This window comes from Sneathia vaginalis (assembly GCF_000973085.1).
Lineage (GTDB): Bacteria > Fusobacteriota > Fusobacteriia > Fusobacteriales > Leptotrichiaceae > Sneathia > Sneathia vaginalis.
Genome location: NZ_CP011280.1, coordinates 223,254 through 239,723 on the forward strand (window position 1 = coordinate 223,254; position 16,470 = coordinate 239,723).

Genomic DNA, 16,470 nt, shown 5'->3' on the forward strand with positions numbered 1-16,470 from the left:
AATGAAAATTGGTATTGATAAGATGGGTATATATATACCTAGATATTATTTGGATATAAGGGACTTGGCTAAAGAACGTAATATAGATCCAGATAAGTTTGTAATAGGTCTTGGTCAAAGCAAGATGTCTGTTAATCCCATTAGTCAGGATATAGTGACATTTGGAGTTTTAGCAGCAGATAAGATATTAACAGATGAAGATAAGAAAAAAATAGATATGTTAATAGTTGGAACGGAAACAGGAGTAGACCAATCAAAATCTGCTAGTGCATTTATGCATTCTATACTTGGTATAAACGAATATTGTAGAAGTATAGAAATAAAGCAAGCATGTTATGGTGCAACAGCTGCCCTACAAGTAGCAAAAAATCATATACTAGTAAATCCAGATAGTAAAGTTTTGGTAATAGCAAGTGATATTGCAAAATATGGAATAAATACTAGTGGTGAATCAACACAAGGATGTGGAGCTGTAGCTATGCTTGTATCGAGAGATCCAAAGATGCTAGAAATATCTAATGAGTCTGTATGCTATACAAAAGATGTTATGGACTTTTTTAGACCAAATAATTCTACTTATGCCATAGCTAATGGTAAATTATCTACTAATACTTACCTTGAATCTTTAGAAAAAGTATATTATGAATTTTCTAATAGATTTGGTGAAAAGGATTTTAGTGCAATTTGTTTCCATATACCATATCCTAAATTAGGATTAAAGGGATTAAAAGAGATAAAAAGAGAAGACTTGTTGGAAGAATTTAATAATTCAATAATGTATAACAAAGAAATAGGGAATATTTATACAGGTTCACTATTCTTAAGTCTAATTTCATTATTAGAAAACAGTAAAAAAATTAAAGCTAACGACTTAATAGGTCTATATAGCTACGGTTCAGGAGCAGTCAGTGAATTTTTCACTATGAAGGTAGTTGAAGGATACGAAAAACACTTAAGTATAAAAGAAAATCAAAAGATGTTGGAAAATAGGGTTAAACTTAGTGTTAGTGAATATGAAGAAATGTTTTTTTCTAAAATAGAGCATGAAAAAGAAATAGAAAATAAAGAAGGAGAAGATGTATACCTAAAGGGTATATTTAACAATGAAAGAACATATGCTAGAAAAATTTAAAAAATACTATAACAAATCAAGAGAAGAAAGAATAGATATTTTAAAAGACTTAGGTTTATGTGAAGAGTCATATAAAGATCTTTTGAATACTAAAGTTATGGATAATAGTCTTGCAACAAGGCTAGTAGAAAATCAAATAAGTATACTAGGGCTACCATTGGGACTTGCAACAAACTTTGTAATTAACGGTAAAGAGTATGTAATACCTATGGCTATAGAAGAGCCATCAGTAATAGCAGCAGCTAGTAATGCAGCAAAAATACTTGGTAATATTACTTGTACATCATATGGCAGACAAACAATAGGACAAATTGCTCTATATGACGTAAAAAAAGATGAAAGTATAATATATGAGAATAAAGATAAAATACTTGCGATTGCAAATAGTACTAATTTAAAATTAGTAGAACTTGGTGCAGGAGCAAAAGATTTAAAGGTAGAAAAAAAAGGTGAGTTTACTATACTCTACCTTTATGTAGATACATTAGATGCAATGGGAGCAAATACTGTAGATACCATGCTAGAAGCAATAGCACCAATAGTAGAAGCAATGTTAGAAGCTAAAAAATTAATGAGTATATTATCAAACTATGCAACAAGTGCGTTAATTAGTGCAAGAGTGAAGTTAGAAGTAGAAAAAGAATTTGGTGATAGAATTAGTCTTGCTTGTAAGCTAGCAAATGTTGATGTGTACAGGGCTGTAACGAATAATAAGGGGATATTTAATGGAATAGATGCACTAGCTCTTGCAACTGGTAATGATACAAGAGCTATAGAAGCAGCAGGACATGCATATGCAACAAGAACAGGTAAGTATAGATCATTAACAAATTGGCATATGGAAGATAATATTTTAGTAGGTGAATTGACTATGCCAATGTCTATTGCAACATTTGGTGGGTCTATAGGGCTAAATCCAGCATCTAAGATTTCACTTGAAATACTTAATAATCCTAATGCGATAGAGTTAGCAAAAATAGCAGTAGCATTGGGACTAGCACAAAACTTTGCAGCATTAAGAGCTTTAGTTACAGAAGGTATACAAAAAGGACATATGAAGTTACAGGCAAATTCAGTTGCCATATTTGCTGGTGCAAATGATAGTGAAGTAGATATGGTAGTTGATCGTATGTTGAAAGCAAAAGAAATAAATATACAAAAAGCAAAAGAAATATTAGGAGATATTAGAAATGCAAGCAATAGCTAAGGTTATACTATTTGGTGAACATAGTGTAGTATATGGTAAAAAAGCATTAGCCATACCAATAAAGGAGCTAAAGTTAAGAGTAAAAAAACAAGAAGGAAAGTGTTATCAAGATGAGCATGTGGAATATATAAAGGGATTGGTAAATTTAAAGGGATACTTAAATGTACAGTCTAATATTCCAATATCACGAGGTCTTGGTTCATCAGCAGCACTGTCTATTGCAATAGCAAGATTAGCTGGTGCAGATGAGAAAATCATATCAACTTTAGCCGAAAAAAAAGCACATGGTAATCCAAGTGGTATAGATAGTGCCGTTATATCAACAGAAAAAGCATTGGTTTTTCAAAAAGGTAGAGAAAATATCTATATAGATAAAAAAATAGGTGCATATCTTCTAATTATGGATAGTGGTATACAGTCTAGTACAAAAGAGGCTGTTGAAAATGTAAAGAAATTAAATAGAATGGATTTAATAGATGAATTGGGAGATATTACAGAAAAAGCAATAGGTCACTTTATGCATGATAATGTATATAGTCTTGGGACTCTAATGAAAAAGGCACAAAATATCTTAGTTAAATTAAAATTAAGTAATGAAAAAATAGATAGGATAGTAAAAAAAGCCAATTACTATAGCCTAGGCTCTAAAATTACAGGTTCTGGTTTAGGTGGTTGTGTAATTTCCTTATTCACATCTAAAAAAAAGGCGAATAAGTTGAGAAAGAAAATAAAAAAAGAAGGAGTAGTGAATTCTTGGATAGTTTCAGTATAGCATTTATGAATATTGCAATGATAAAATATTGGTGCAAGGACAAGTATACACCATACCTTAGGCCATTAGTACCAAGTTTATCAATATTAGCAAAAAATATGTATACAAAGACAAAAATAGAAAAAAGTGACAAGGATATTTTTGTATTAAACGATGTAGTACAGGATGAGTTTGAGACAAAAAAAGTTTTTTCATTTGTAGATAAGGTTGTAAATAGGAAAGAAAAATTAAAGATAAGTAGTATAAATACCATGCCAACAGCAGCAGGACTTGCATCAAGTTCATCAGCTTATGCGGCATTAACTATGGAACTTAATAGATACTTTGATTTAAAGTTAACTAGAAATATGATGGCAAAAATATCAAGTCAAGGTTCAGGATCTTCTGCACGTTCTTTTTACAACATCTGTGCTTATACAAAAGATTGTAACATATATGAAGTTCCTACAAATTTAGACCTATTAATGCTTGCGATAATAGTGTCTAGTGAAAAGAAAAAGATAAGTAGTAGAGATGCTATGAATATATGCAAAAATACAAGTAGGGATATACGTAAATGGGAGAGAAAGAATAAGGTATATTTCTTAAATGCCAAAAAAGCGTTAAAAGAAAATGACTTTGATAGTTTAGGTATAAATATGGAAAAGAGTACGGAATTTATGCATAAGACCATGTTATCTTCAAAGCCAAGCTTTACATATTTAACTCCTAGATCAAAAGAGATAATATGGAAGATAAAAGAATTAAGAAAAAAAGGGCTTAATATATACTATACAACAGATGCAGGGCCTAATGTTAAGGTACTATTACAATCAAAAGATAAAGATAAAGTTATTAATATACTAAAAAGTATATTTAAAGAAAAGGTAGTAGAATGTTAGTTAAAGCTATGTCTAAGGTGTATATTGCAGGGGAATATGCAATATTAAAAAAAGATGCTTATGCAATTTTAGCACCAGTAAAAAAATATACGTATGTAGAAGTAGAAAAATCAGATAGGTTAATAGTTAATAGTAGCGTGGAAGATAAGGACGATTTACTTAAATACGCAAGAGAACAAGCCTTTGGATATGTAGGTAAGACTTGTACATTAAAGTATACTTACAAAACAGACCTATACTCAGGTGGTATGAAATTGGGACTTGGTTCTTCAGCTAGTGTTGTAGTTGTGACAATAAAGGCAATATTAGAATACTTTAAAGTACCTTATACAAAAGATAATCTATTTTTACTAAGTGTTAGAGCCTTAAAAAAAGCAGGGAGCAATGGATCTATGGGTGATGTTGCTTGTATATGTTTTGAAGATTTGATAAGGTATAAGAGGATAGATGAAGATGAAAATTATGAAATAAAGGCTATAAAACCAAGGGGTAATTTAAAAATTAATTTACTTCATGCAGGGATTAGTGCAAGCACTACAAAACAAGTACAAAAGGTAGAAAAATATTTTAACACAAAGGAATATATAGACTTTACAAATTTATCAAATAAGTATACTTTAGACTTAGAAAAAGCTATTACAACAGGTGATAGCCTAAGGGTTAAAGAGGACATATACAAATTAAGAAACAATTTAAAATATTTAGAACAATTTACTAATTTAACTATACATAGCAAAGTGTTAGAAGAATTAATAGGGGATAAAAAAGAGCGTAAAACTAGTGGAGCAGGTTTAGGAGATTTTGTAATAGAAGTGAGGTTAGATTATGATGAAAAAAGATCAACATATGAAGTATGCTTTGGAATGTGAGTATTTAGACTCTCTTAATTCGGTAAAATTACGTTATGTAAGTTTACCTAGTATTAATATACAAGATGTGGACATATCTACAAAATTCTGTGGTATGGATTTCAAGTATCCATTCTTTGTTAACGCTATGACAGGTGGTAGTAAAAAGGCAGATGAGATAAACAAAAGGTTAGAAAATATTTGCACTACACTACATATTTTTCTTTTCACAGGTTCATTTAGTCCAGCCTTAAAAGAAGATACTTTCTATTACCCTAAGAATATGGGAGTAAACATTGGTGCAGATAAGAAGTTAGATGATATGCAAATTGCAATAGAAAAAACAAATGCAAAAATACTACAAATACACTTAAATCCTATACAAGAATTTATGATGGAAAATGGAACAACTAATTTTAGTGATTGGTCAAATAATATTAAAGCAGCAATAGATAATATTTCTATCCCTTTGATTATAAAAGAAACAGGATTTGGGATGTCTAGCTATACTATAGAAAAATTACTTAAGTTAGGTGTTAAAACAATAGATATTAGCTCTAAGGGTGGAACAGATTTCTCATATATAGAAGACAGAAGAAGAAATACTAAAAGAGAATACCTATATGAGTTTGGATATACATTAAAGGAAAGTTTGTTAACATCTATACCATATATGGATAGATTAGAAGTAATAGCATCTGGTGGTATAAATAACCCTATGCAAATAGTAAAGTGTCTTGCTATGGGTGCAAAAGCTGTAGGTGTTACAGGCTTTATACTAAAACAATTAGAAGAAAAAAGTGATCATGAAATAATACGTATGTTACGTTCATGGATATCTGAAATACAGGCAATTATCTGTATGACAGACTCAAAAAAATTAGAAGAATTAAAAGGTAAATGGGAGGATAAAAAATGTTAAAACCTATGGGAGATAGAGTTTTAGTTATACAATTAGATTATGAAACAAAGACAAAAAGTGGAATAATATTAAACGATACTACTAAAACAGAAATTACAAAGGCAAAGGTTGTAGAAACAAGTAATGACAAAGAAAATATCAAAAAAGATGATATAGTATATTTTTCAAAGTACAAAGGTGAGGTCATAAAGTACGATGAAAAAGAATATATGTTGGTTGAAATAAAGGACATATTAGCAAAGGAGCAAAAGTAAATGAGCAAAATTATTAAATTTAATGAAACAGCAAGAGAAGCACTTAAAAAAGGAGTTAATACTTTAGTTGATTCAGTTAAGGTGACATTAGGGCCTAAAGGTAGAAATGTTGTACTAGATAGAGGTTTTGGAGCACCAATAATAACTAATGATGGGGTTACTATTGCAAGAGAAATTGAATTAGATGATCCTATTGAAAATATGGGGGCTCAAATTGTAAAAGAAGTTGCAACTAAAGCTAATGATATTGCAGGTGATGGAACAACAACAGCTACAGTATTAGCAGGGAGTATAATAAACCAAGGGTTAGAATTAGTATCAAATGGTAAAAACCCAGTTCTAATTAGAAAAGGTATAGAAAAAGCAGGACAAGAAGTAGTCAAAGAATTAAAAAAGATTGCAAGACCTGTTAAATCTGATAATGAAATAAAAAATGTTGCAACTGTATCTGCAAATAGTGAACACATAGGAGAATTAATACTAAAAGCTATAGAAAAAGTAGGAAAGACTGGTATATTAACAGTTGAAGAATCAAGATCACTTGAAACTACTTTAGAAATAGTAGAAGGTATGCAATTTGATAATGGTTATCTATCACCATATATGGTTACTGACACACAAAGAATGAGTGCAAATTTGGAAAATCCATACATACTACTAACTGATAAAAAGATTAATAGTATGAAAGAAATACTACCTGTACTAGAAAAAGTTGTAGAAACTTCAAAGCCATTGGTAATAGTAGCAGATGATATAGAAGCAGAAGTTGTTGCAACATTAGTGGTTAATAAGATAAGAGGTTCTATTAACGTAATAGCAGTAAAAGCACCAGCATTTGGTCAAAGAAGAAAAGATATGCTAGAAGATATAGCTATACTAACAGGTGCACAAGTAATATCTGAAGATAAGTCTATGAAATTAGAAGATGCAACTTTAGATGATTTAGGTCAAGCCAAAAATGTTACCATAACTAAAGAAAAAACAACTATAGTCGATGGTAAGGGATACAAGGAAGAAATAAAGGCAAGACAAGAACAATTGAAGAATTTAATAAAAGAAACAAAGTCAGACTATGAAAAAGAAAAATTACAAGAAAGATTAGGTAAGATATCTGATGGAATAGGAGTAATAAGGGTAGGTGCTGCAACTGAAACTGAAATGAAAGAAATGAAAATGCGTATAGAAGATGCACTATCTGCTACAAAAGCTGCAATAGAAGAAGGAGTAGTAATAGGTGGTGGAGTAGTACTAGCAAAGATTTCTAATTTAATTTCAAACTTAGACCTAGGTGGAGAAGAAAATTTAGGAGTAAGTATAGTAAGAAATGCATTAAATGAACCTTTAAAACAAATAGTAATAAATGCAGGATTAGATGCAGAAGAAGTATTAGAAAAAGTAATTAATGGTGGAGAAAATATAGGGTTTGATGCTTCAAATGAAGAATATGTAGATATGATAGAAAAAGGTATATTAGATCCAGCCAAAGTAACAAGAGCAGCAATACAAAATGCCGTGTCTGCAGGTTCGGTATTCATAACTACAGAAGTAGCAATTGCAGATGTAAAAACTGAAGAAAAAAATAATGTAATGGGGTAGAACATGAAAATTTCAAGTAGAGTAAAAAATATGCAATATTCTCCAGTGAGAAAATTAGTTCCATTAGCAGATAAAGCTAGAAAAGAAGGTGTTACTGTATATGGATTTCATATAGGGCAGCCAGATGTAAAAACGCCTGATTCATTCTTTAATGGAGTAGCAAATTATCAAGAAAAAATAGTTAAATATACTAATTCACAAGGATTACCAGAACTATTAGATGCATTTTATGAATCTTATGCTAAAAGTGGTATTAATATACAAAGAGATGATATAGTAATAACTAATGGTGGGAGTGAAGCATTACAATTTGCAATAACTGTAATATGTAACGAGTCAGATGAAGTGCTAGTGCCTGAGCCATATTACTCAAATTATGATAGTTTCTTAAGAATAGCAGATGCTAAATTAGTTCCTATAGAAACTAAATTGGAAGATGGATATAGATTACCCAAAAAAGGTGAAATAACAAAGTTAATAAATTCAAAAACACGTGCTATACTTTTTTCTAATCCATGCAATCCAACAGGTGTAGTATTAAATGATGAAGAAATAGAAATGTTAAAGCAAATTGCTCTAGAATACGATTTATACTTGATATCTGATGAGGTATACAAGCAATTTATCTATGATAAATCATGTAAATTCACATCAATTATGAATGTAGAGGGGATAGAGGATAGAGCTATACTAGTAGATAGTATATCTAAACACTATAGTGCTTGTGGTGCTAGAATAGGTGTAGTTGCTTCAAGAAATAAGGAGTTTATGGCAGAAGTTCTAAAGTTATGCCAAGCAAGATTATCTGTTTCTACAATAGAACAGTATGCAACTACAAGTCTACTTAGTGGAATAGACTTATACATGAATGATGTTAGGAAGGAATATAGAAAAAGAAGGGATACCATGTGCTCTATTTTAAATAAAATAGAGGGTGTAAGTGTATGTAAACCAGATAGTGCTTTCTATGTTCTGGTAAAATTACCAGTTGATGATATAGAAAAGTTTGCTAAATGGTTACTAGAAGAGTTCAGATACAAAAATCAGACATTGATGTTTGCAACAGGGCCTGGATTTTATTCTAGAGAACATCACGATAAAGGTATACAAGAAGCAAGATTTTCATTTTGCTCATATAATCCAGATGAGATTATACGAGGAATTGATGTACTAAAACAAGCGTTAAAGGAATATAAAGGAAGAATATGAGAAGTAAAGCAAATAGTATAATAGAAAGTATAGAAATATCAAAAATAAGACAAATAGCATTGAAGATGAATAAATATTCAGACGGGATAAATTTAACCATAGGTGAACCATCACAAGATGTCCCAGATTTAGTTAAAGAAGAAATGGCAAATAGAGTATTACATGATAAGATAGGATACACACAAACAGGTGGTATGCCTGAATTAAAGCGTGCAATCGTCGCTTTCTATAACCAATACTTTGGTGGAGATTACAAGGAAGAAAATTGTCTAATAACAGTAGGATCAACAGAAGGTTTATCTACCTTTATTAGATCAATAGTAGATGAAGGCGATGAAGTAATTATGCCAACACCAACTTATCCAGGTTATGCACCAAATATTAAACTACAAAAAGGGATAGAAGTGTATCTTGATACTAGTAAGGACGATTTTAAATTAACAGCAAAGAATTTAGAAAGTGCTATAACTCCTAAAACAAGAGCAATAATATTAACTTATCCTAACAATCCATCAGGAGTTTGTATAGATGAAGATGAAATGGATAAGATAGCAGATGTAATAAGAAGACATGATGTTTTTGTCTTAAGTGATGAAATATATGCATCACTTGCATTTGAAAAGTATCATTCATTAGCAAAGTATCATGATTTAATAGATAAAGTTGTTGTAATAAATGGCTTTTCAAAATCACACTCTATGACAGGTTATAGAGTAGGATATATGTTAGCATCTAAGTACTTTATTGATAATTTCATAAAAGTAAGTCAATATACAACAACAGGTATAGCTACAATCTCACAATATGGAGGAATAAAGGCATTAGAAGTTTATCCTACAAGAGAAGAAATAGTAAAAGAAAATAGAGAAAGAATGGAATTTTTTGCAAAAGGTTTAGAAAAAATAGGTTTTCGGGTTATAAAACCAGAAGGAGCATTCTACTTATTCGCTGACTACAGAAAATTGTCAAATAAAAAATCAATAGATTTTGTTAATGAAGTAGTTGAGAATTTACATATAGGAATTGTTCCAGGAGAATGCTTTATGGTAGAAGGTTATGTTAGATTTTCAGTAACAAAAGATATACCTGAATTGCAAAAGGCATTAGATAGAATGGAGAAATATTTTAAATGAGTAAGTATATATTGTTAATAATAATAGCGTTATTAAGCATATTTAGTAAGAATAAAATAATGCTTTATGCGACACTTACAGTTTTAATATTAGCACTACTTCCATATCATGAAAAAAATCTTAATATTGCAAAGACTATGGGTATACGAATAGGGCTATACGTCATAACGGTTGCAATATTAGCACCTATTGCACTTGGTATGATAAGTTTTGATCAGTTAGGTAAGACTTTAGTTGGATATAAAGGGATAATAGCAATAATAGCAGGTATTGGTACTTCTATACTATCAACTAAAGGTATACAACTACAAGTAATTAATCCACAAATAGTAATAGCAGTTAGTATAGGAACAATAGTAGGGTTAGTTGTGTTTAAAGGGACAGCATCTGGCCCTATTATCGCAAGTGGAGCAACTTATGCAATTTTTCAATTAATAGATAAGTTTAAATAAAGAGGTAAAATAAATGAAAATGGTTTTAATAATAGTAAGCAGTAGCATAGCTTGCTATAAGGCAGTTGATGTTTGTTCTAGCTTAAAAAAACTAGGGTATAACGTTAAGGTTATTATGACAAAGAATGCTACTAAGATGATAAGTCCATTAATATTTGAAACTTTAACTAAGAATAAGGTATATGTAGATATGTTTTGCGATAAGGACTCTAATTATGTATCGCATATACAATTAGTAAAAGAAGCAAGTAAAGTGATAGTATTGCCTGCAACAGCAAATTTGATAGCAAAAATGGCAAATGGAATAGCAGATGATTTTGCAAGCACAGCACTTTTGGTTGCAAAGCCTAAGGATATTATGGTGTTTCCTGCAATGAATACAAATATGTATGAAAATTGTATAACACAAAAAAATATATCTACATTAAGAAATTATGGAATGAGTATTATTGAACCAGTAACTGGTCATTTAGCCTGTGATGATATAGGGAAAGGGAAGTTACCTGGTGTAGACTTTGTACTAGATAATATTGTATTTTTCTTAGAAAAAACAAATGAATATATGAATAAAAATATATTAATTACAGCAGGTGGAACAAGAGAAAAAATTGATCCAGTTAGATATATTACTAATAACTCTAGTGGTAAAATGGGATATAGCTTAGCTAAGATGGCAAGTTTAATGGGAGCTAATGTTACATTAGTTTCAACAAGAAGAAATTTAAAGTTACCTGTAAATTTAAAAGAAGTAATATACTGTGACAGTGCACAAGAAATGTATGATATAGTAATGAGCAAGAAAAACAATATGGACTATATTATAAAATGTGCTGCTGTATCAGATTTTAAAGTGAAAAATGTATGCGATAAGAAGATAAAAAAAGATGATATGAAAGAATTTAAGATAGACTTAGAGTTAAATAAAGATATACTTTTAGAGCTATCTAAAACAGAAAATAGACATTTTACCTTAGTAGGATTTGCTGCAGAATCAAATAATATTATGGAAAATGCAAAAAAGAAATTAAAAAAGAAAAATCTAGATTATTTAATACTAAATGATATATCCGACAAGAGTATAGGCTTTAATTCGGACTATAACGAAGTATATGTATTAAGTAAGAATGATGAAGTAAAAAAGATACAAAAGGATACAAAAGATAATATAGCAAAGAAAATATTAGAAAGTATAAAGGAGAACAACTATGAATGAAACACTATTGGAAAGATTTATTCGTTATACAAAGATAAATACAAGATCAGATGAAAGAAGTAATACAACACCAACAACAAAGGTACAAGAAGACTTTTTGTTTATGCTAAAAAAAGAATTAGAAGATTTAGGATTAAAAGACATTCATATAACTCCTGGGTGGTTTTTAACAGCAACATTGCCTGCTAATACAAAAAAGGACTATGCAAAAGTTGGATTTATCTCTCATGTGGATACAGCAGATTTTAATTCTATAGGAATAAACCCACAAGTTATACAAAACTATGATGGTAGAGATATTGTGTTAAATAAGGAAAAGAATATATGTATGACTGTTGAAAAGTTCCCTAATTTAAAAAAATATGTAGGTAAGACTCTAGTTACAACAGATGGAACAACTCTATTAGGTTCTGATGATAAGTCAGGTATTGTTGCAATATTTGATGCTATTATCTATCTATTAAAACATCCTGAAATAGAACATGGAGAAGTTAGAATAGCATTTGGACCAGATGAAGAAATAGGTAGAGGTGCAGATAGTTTTGATGTAAAGGACTTTAACTGTGATTATGCATATACATTAGATGGAGGTCCTTTAGGAGAGCTAGAATATGAAAGTTTTAATGCTGCACAAATTGAGTATACAATAGAAGGAATATCAGTTCATCCAGGAACAGCTAAAGATCAAATGGTTAATGCTAATTTAATAGCAGCCAAAATTGCAGGAATGTTCCCAGAAAAAGAAGTTCCAGAAAAGACAGAAGGATATGAAGGCTTTTATCTATTACACAATATGGAAACAAGAATAGAAGAAGCTAAGATGACATATATTATACGTGATCATGACAAACAAAAATTTGAAGCTAGAAAACAATTTTGTATAGATGTAGCAAAGAAAATAGAACAAGAATATGGTAATATTATACATTACAACCTATTTGATCAGTACTATAACATGGGAGATTTAATTAAAGATGATATGAGAAGTGTGAATATAGCGAAAAAGGCTATGGAAAACTTAGGTATATCAGTTGAAGTTAAGCCAATAAGAGGAGGAACAGATGGTTCTAAGATAACATATATGGGATTAATGTGTCCTAATCTTTTTGTTGGTGGAGAAAATTTCCATGGTCAATATGAAATAGCTTGTGTTGAAGATATGTTGAAAGCAAGAGACACAGTCTTAGAAATAGTAAGATTATCTCAAAGATAGAGGCAGTATGGAAAATAGTTTAGTAAAGAATCTGATAGAAGAAAAGAGTATAAGGTTAAAAGGTAGAATTTATCATAAATTACAAGTAGATTTTACATATAATTCTAATCATATTGAAATCAAAGAATAGGCATAAGTATTTATTGCAGTATCACATTATTTTTGTATGCAAGTATAGAAAGAAATTATTAGTGCCGAAATCAATGTCGGATGATATCAAGCAGTTTTCTTATGAGATATGCAAGAAGCATAATATAATCATAAAATATATGGAAACAGACAAAGACCATATACAATTTTGGATTGATGGATATTTTGCTTGTAGTGTAGGCAATGTTTCTGAAGAAATATTAAAGCAATACATAGAAAATCAAGGGTAGAAAGGCAGGTAAGCTAAATGTTAAAAGCATATAAATATCGGATTTATCCAAGTAAAGAGCAAGAAATACAGTTGGCAAAGACATTTGGCTGTTGCCGTTTTGTATATAATCAAACCCTTGCATATAGAAAAGATGCTTATGAAAAAGAAAAAAACTCTATCAGTAAAACAGACTGTAATAATTATTGCAATAGAGAGCTGAAAAAAGTTTATAAATGGCTGAAAGAAGTAGACAAATTTGCTTTAACAAATGCGATTTATCATATGGATAGTGCTTATAAAAAGTTTTTCAAAGAGCATGCAGGTTACCCAAAGTTTAAGAGTAAACACGATAGGCATAAATCCTACACAACTAATTTTACAAATGGGAATATAACTGTAGATTTTGATAGAGGAAGAATAAAGTTGCCAAAGTTAAAAAAGATAAAAGCAAAAATTCATAGGAATTTTGCAGGGCAAATAAAATCGGCAACTATATCACAACTGCCGAGTGGAAAGTATTATGTAGCAATCTTAGTAGAAACAGAGAATGTAAAAAAGCAGGAGACAAGAGGTAAAATAGGTTTAGATTTGGGGATAAAGGATTTGTGTATTACATCAGATGGGAGAAAATACGAAAATCCAAAGACAATAAAGAAGTATGAGAGAAATCTTACAAAATTTCAAAGACAGCTTGCACATAAAATAAAAGGGAGCAGGAACTATCAGAAAAAAAGAAAGCAAATAGCATTATGCCATGAGAAAATAACAAATACCAGAAAAGATTATCTTCATAAGATTTCAAGTGAAATAATAAGCGAAAACCAAGTGATTGTTTCAGAAAACTTGCAGATAAAAAATATGATAAAAAACCATAAATTGGCTAAGTCTATAAGTGACGTTTCATGGTATGAGCTTACAAGACAGCTAGAGTATAAAGCAAAGTGGAACAATAGAATATATGTTAAGGTAGATAGTTTTTACGCAAGTAGTCAGTTATGTTCTTGTTGTGGTTTCCAAAATAAGGAAATAAAAGATTTATCCGTAAGGCAATGGAAATGTCCAAATTGTGGGGAAATACACGATAGAGATGTCAATGCCGCAAAGAATATATTAGCAGAAGGATTAAGACAAATAGCGTAATAAAAAAATATAGGGTAGGGACTACCCGAATTAACGCCTGTGGAGATAGTAGGTTACGAGGTCAGCGAAGCAGGAAGCTCATAGGCTTTAGATTATGGGTAGTTCACATAGAATATGAGGAGTAAAAAATGTTAATAAGAAGTAAAAGAATCTGGATTGCAAATAACTTTATACCTGCAATAATAGAAGTTGAAGATAAAAAGATAAAAAGAATATTAGAGTATGATAAAGACATGAAAGTGGACTATGATTTTGAAAACAATAGAATAGTTCCAGGCTTTATTGATATACATACGCATGGAGCAGTAAATGTAGAAGCAAATGTATCAAGTTTAGAAGAAATACATAAGTGGGCAGATTACTTACCTAGTGAAGGTGTAACAGCTTTTTGTCCAACAACTGTAACTCAAACTGAGGAAGTACTAAAAAAAGCCTCAAAGACTATCTTAGAAGCTAAAGAAAGTCAAAAAAGTGGAGCTAAGATATTAGGGATAAACTTTGAGGGGCCATTTTTAGATGTAAATCATAAGGGAGCTCAACCACAAGATTGCATAGTAGAACCTGACTTAGAAAAGTTTAGTAGATTTCAAAGTGCATGTAAAGATTTAATATTAATAATGACAGTAGCAGTTGAAAAAGATAAGGATTATGCATTAACAAGACAATTATCAAGTAAAGGTGTAGTAGTTAGTGTTGGTCATAGTGGTGCAACATATGATGAAGCAATGCTAGGTATAGCAAATGGTGCTAAACTATTAACTCATACATTTAATGGTATGACAGGATTGCATCATAGAAATCCAGGTCAAGTTGGAGCTGCACTAAGAATAAGGGATGTTTATTCTGAAATAATATGTGATGGTATACATATTAGACCTGAGGTAATAAACATATTCTTTATGTCTAAAGGGCCTGATTATGCTGTTATGGTAAGTGATTCTATGTCAGCTAAAGCCTTTAAGGGTACAGACTTCTATTTAGGAGGAGAAAAGGTAATAGTTAGTGAAGATGGAAGTGCAAGAAGAGAGTCAGGAGCCTTAGCAGGGTCTATACTAAAAATAATAGACGGACTAAAAGTAGTTGTTGAAAGAGCACAAGTTCCATTTAATTATGCCATAAATGCTTGTACATCTAATCCAGCAAGACTTCTTAGAATAGACGATAGAAAAGGATATATAAAGGCAAATTATGATGCAGATTTAGTTGCTATAACAGATGACTATAAAATAATAAATACTATGGTTGAAGGAGAATTTCAAATATAATGAAAAAAATATACTTAGCAGCAGGTTGTTTTTGGGGAGCACAAGCATATTTTAAGAAAATAGATGGTGTAGTAAATACAAAGGTAGGTTATGCAAATGGTAAAACAGAGGATACAGACTACACTAGAGTTTCAAATACAGATCATGCAGAAACATTAATGGTAGAATATGATGAAAAAAGAATAAATTTAAGAAAAATACTGTTACATTACTTTCGTATAATAGATCCAACTAGTGTTAATAGACAAGGTGAGGATGTTGGAAGGCAATATAGAACAGGAATATACTATACTGATGAAAATGATAAAGATATGATAGATAATGTCTATAGATATTATGAAGATAAATTTGGTGGTATAGTTGTAGAAGTAAAGCCATTACAAAACTTTATACTAGCAGAAGACTATCATCAAGATTATCTAGATAAAAATCCTAATGGATATTGTCATGTTGATCTTAGTCTTTTAAATTTAGATGAAGAAAGCTATAGTATAATGAAGGAAAATAATACAGAAAGACCATTTTCAAGTGAGTTAAATAAGGAAAATAGGGATGGAATATATGTTGATAAACAAACAAAAGAACCTCTATTTTCATCTAAAGATAAGTTCGATGCAGGTTGTGGATGGCCAAGCTTTAGAAAGCCCATTGGTGATAGTGTTGACTATTTAGAAGATCATTCATATGGAATGGATAGAGTTGAGGTAAGAAGTAAAAGTGGAGATAACCACCTAGGTCATGTATTTAATGAAGAACAAGGACTTAGATACTGCATTAATGGTAAAAGCCTAGAATTTATACCATATGAGGACATGAAAAAAAGAGGATATGAGGAATATATGAAGTTTGTAAAATAAGGGGGTTGGACCCCC

General features: G+C 30.5%; 18 protein-coding genes. All 18 read left to right on the top strand.

Translation table 11 applies throughout. From position 1 onward, the window contains the following. Nucleotide 1 precedes the first annotated feature (1 nt). The 18 genes from VC03_RS01125 to msrA all read left to right on the top strand — a co-directional run bounded on the left by VC03_RS01125 (nt 2) and on the right by msrA (nt 16,455). Nucleotides 2-1,132 (top strand): hydroxymethylglutaryl-CoA synthase, encoded by a 1,131-nt coding sequence (locus VC03_RS01125; protein WP_046329228.1) that lies wholly within the window; start codon nt 2-4, stop codon nt 1,130-1,132. After that, nucleotides 1,104-2,339, top strand: coding sequence for a hydroxymethylglutaryl-CoA reductase, degradative (locus tag VC03_RS01130; RefSeq protein WP_046328285.1), 1,236 nt, complete (start codon nt 1,104-1,106; stop codon nt 2,337-2,339). Before VC03_RS01125 ends, VC03_RS01130 begins: the two co-directional genes overlap by 29 nt. Then, entirely contained in the window at nt 2,323-3,111 is a 789-nt protein-coding gene (locus tag VC03_RS01135; RefSeq protein ID WP_046328286.1) for a mevalonate kinase family protein, read from the top strand. Before VC03_RS01130 ends, VC03_RS01135 begins: the two co-directional genes overlap by 17 nt. Next, the gene (gene mvaD / locus VC03_RS01140; protein WP_046328287.1) at nt 3,093-3,992 is read left to right on the top strand and encodes a diphosphomevalonate decarboxylase; all 900 of its coding nucleotides are present in this window, start codon (nt 3,093-3,095) and stop codon (nt 3,990-3,992) included. The genes VC03_RS01135 and mvaD overlap by 19 nt, the downstream gene beginning before the upstream one ends. Continuing rightward, a complete protein-coding gene (locus VC03_RS01145; protein ID WP_046328288.1) occupies nt 3,986-4,861 on the top strand; it encodes a mevalonate kinase family protein in 876 nt (291 codons plus the stop codon). Before mvaD ends, VC03_RS01145 begins: the two co-directional genes overlap by 7 nt. Beyond that, nucleotides 4,818-5,762, top strand: a complete 945-nt coding sequence (gene fni, locus VC03_RS01150) for a type 2 isopentenyl-diphosphate Delta-isomerase (protein ID WP_046328289.1) — start codon at nt 4,818-4,820, stop codon at nt 5,760-5,762. The genes VC03_RS01145 and fni overlap by 44 nt, the downstream gene beginning before the upstream one ends. Beyond that, nucleotides 5,756-6,016, top strand: coding sequence for a co-chaperone GroES (locus VC03_RS01155; protein ID WP_046328290.1), 261 nt, complete (start codon nt 5,756-5,758; stop codon nt 6,014-6,016). Before fni ends, VC03_RS01155 begins: the two co-directional genes overlap by 7 nt. Then, complete coding sequence (gene groL, locus VC03_RS01160; protein ID WP_046328291.1) at nt 6,017-7,612, top strand: chaperonin GroEL; 1,596 nt, start codon at nt 6,017-6,019, stop codon at nt 7,610-7,612. A gap of 3 nt (nt 7,613-7,615) precedes the next feature. Continuing rightward, complete coding sequence (locus VC03_RS01165) at nt 7,616-8,821, top strand: pyridoxal phosphate-dependent aminotransferase (protein ID WP_046328292.1); 1,206 nt, start codon at nt 7,616-7,618, stop codon at nt 8,819-8,821. Next, nucleotides 8,818-9,954, top strand: a complete 1,137-nt coding sequence (locus tag VC03_RS01170; protein ID WP_046328293.1) for a pyridoxal phosphate-dependent aminotransferase — start codon at nt 8,818-8,820, stop codon at nt 9,952-9,954. Before VC03_RS01165 ends, VC03_RS01170 begins: the two co-directional genes overlap by 4 nt. Continuing rightward, entirely contained in the window at nt 9,951-10,406 is a 456-nt protein-coding gene (locus tag VC03_RS01175; RefSeq protein WP_046328294.1) for a DUF441 domain-containing protein, read from the top strand. Before VC03_RS01170 ends, VC03_RS01175 begins: the two co-directional genes overlap by 4 nt. A gap of 13 nt (nt 10,407-10,419) precedes the next feature. Then, the gene (gene coaBC, locus VC03_RS01180) at nt 10,420-11,619 is read left to right on the top strand and encodes a bifunctional phosphopantothenoylcysteine decarboxylase/phosphopantothenate--cysteine ligase CoaBC (RefSeq protein ID WP_046328295.1); all 1,200 of its coding nucleotides are present in this window, start codon (nt 10,420-10,422) and stop codon (nt 11,617-11,619) included. After that, entirely contained in the window at nt 11,612-12,832 is a 1,221-nt protein-coding gene (gene pepT / locus VC03_RS01185; protein WP_046328296.1) for a peptidase T, read from the top strand. The genes coaBC and pepT overlap by 8 nt, the downstream gene beginning before the upstream one ends. A gap of 7 nt (nt 12,833-12,839) precedes the next feature. Beyond that, nucleotides 12,840-12,962: a hypothetical protein gene (locus VC03_RS06845; protein ID WP_257719621.1), complete on the top strand. Its 123-nt coding sequence runs from the start codon at nt 12,840-12,842 to the stop codon at nt 12,960-12,962. Next, nucleotides 12,940-13,212, top strand: coding sequence for a transposase (locus VC03_RS01190; protein ID WP_084710331.1), 273 nt, complete (start codon nt 12,940-12,942; stop codon nt 13,210-13,212). The genes VC03_RS06845 and VC03_RS01190 overlap by 23 nt, the downstream gene beginning before the upstream one ends. Nucleotides 13,213-13,229: 17 nt before the next feature. After that, the gene (tnpB, locus tag VC03_RS01195) at nt 13,230-14,333 is read left to right on the top strand and encodes an IS200/IS605 family element RNA-guided endonuclease TnpB (RefSeq protein ID WP_046328298.1); all 1,104 of its coding nucleotides are present in this window, start codon (nt 13,230-13,232) and stop codon (nt 14,331-14,333) included. 128 nt (nt 14,334-14,461) lie between these two features. Further along, nucleotides 14,462-15,598 carry an N-acetylglucosamine-6-phosphate deacetylase gene (gene nagA, locus VC03_RS01200; protein WP_046328299.1) on the top strand — a complete coding sequence of 379 codons (1,137 nt, stop codon included), beginning with the start codon at nt 14,462-14,464 and terminating at the stop codon, nt 15,596-15,598. Further along, nucleotides 15,598-16,455 (top strand): peptide-methionine (S)-S-oxide reductase MsrA, encoded by an 858-nt coding sequence (gene msrA / locus VC03_RS01205; RefSeq protein WP_046328300.1) that lies wholly within the window; start codon nt 15,598-15,600, stop codon nt 16,453-16,455. The genes nagA and msrA overlap by 1 nt, the downstream gene beginning before the upstream one ends. Nucleotides 16,456-16,470 lie beyond the last annotated feature (15 nt).

Coding starts and splice junctions, on each gene's coding strand:
- VC03_RS01125 (WP_046329228.1), top strand. CDS start 2: ATGAAAATTGGTATTGATAAGATGGGTATATATATACCTAGATATTAT.
- VC03_RS01130 (WP_046328285.1), top strand. CDS start 1,104: ATGAAAGAACATATGCTAGAAAAATTTAAAAAATACTATAACAAATCA.
- VC03_RS01135 (WP_046328286.1), top strand. CDS start 2,323: ATGCAAGCAATAGCTAAGGTTATACTATTTGGTGAACATAGTGTAGTA.
- VC03_RS01145 (WP_046328288.1), top strand. CDS start 3,986: ATGTTAGTTAAAGCTATGTCTAAGGTGTATATTGCAGGGGAATATGCA.
- fni (WP_046328289.1), top strand. CDS start 4,818: ATGATGAAAAAAGATCAACATATGAAGTATGCTTTGGAATGTGAGTAT.
- VC03_RS01155 (WP_046328290.1), top strand. CDS start 5,756: ATGTTAAAACCTATGGGAGATAGAGTTTTAGTTATACAATTAGATTAT.
- groL (WP_046328291.1), top strand. CDS start 6,017: ATGAGCAAAATTATTAAATTTAATGAAACAGCAAGAGAAGCACTTAAA.
- VC03_RS01165 (WP_046328292.1), top strand. CDS start 7,616: ATGAAAATTTCAAGTAGAGTAAAAAATATGCAATATTCTCCAGTGAGA.
- VC03_RS01170 (WP_046328293.1), top strand. CDS start 8,818: ATGAGAAGTAAAGCAAATAGTATAATAGAAAGTATAGAAATATCAAAA.
- VC03_RS01175 (WP_046328294.1), top strand. CDS start 9,951: ATGAGTAAGTATATATTGTTAATAATAATAGCGTTATTAAGCATATTT.
- coaBC (WP_046328295.1), top strand. CDS start 10,420: ATGAAAATGGTTTTAATAATAGTAAGCAGTAGCATAGCTTGCTATAAG.
- pepT (WP_046328296.1), top strand. CDS start 11,612: ATGAATGAAACACTATTGGAAAGATTTATTCGTTATACAAAGATAAAT.
- VC03_RS06845 (WP_257719621.1), top strand. CDS start 12,840: ATGGAAAATAGTTTAGTAAAGAATCTGATAGAAGAAAAGAGTATAAGG.
- tnpB (WP_046328298.1), top strand. CDS start 13,230: ATGTTAAAAGCATATAAATATCGGATTTATCCAAGTAAAGAGCAAGAA.
- nagA (WP_046328299.1), top strand. CDS start 14,462: ATGTTAATAAGAAGTAAAAGAATCTGGATTGCAAATAACTTTATACCT.
- msrA (WP_046328300.1), top strand. CDS start 15,598: ATGAAAAAAATATACTTAGCAGCAGGTTGTTTTTGGGGAGCACAAGCA.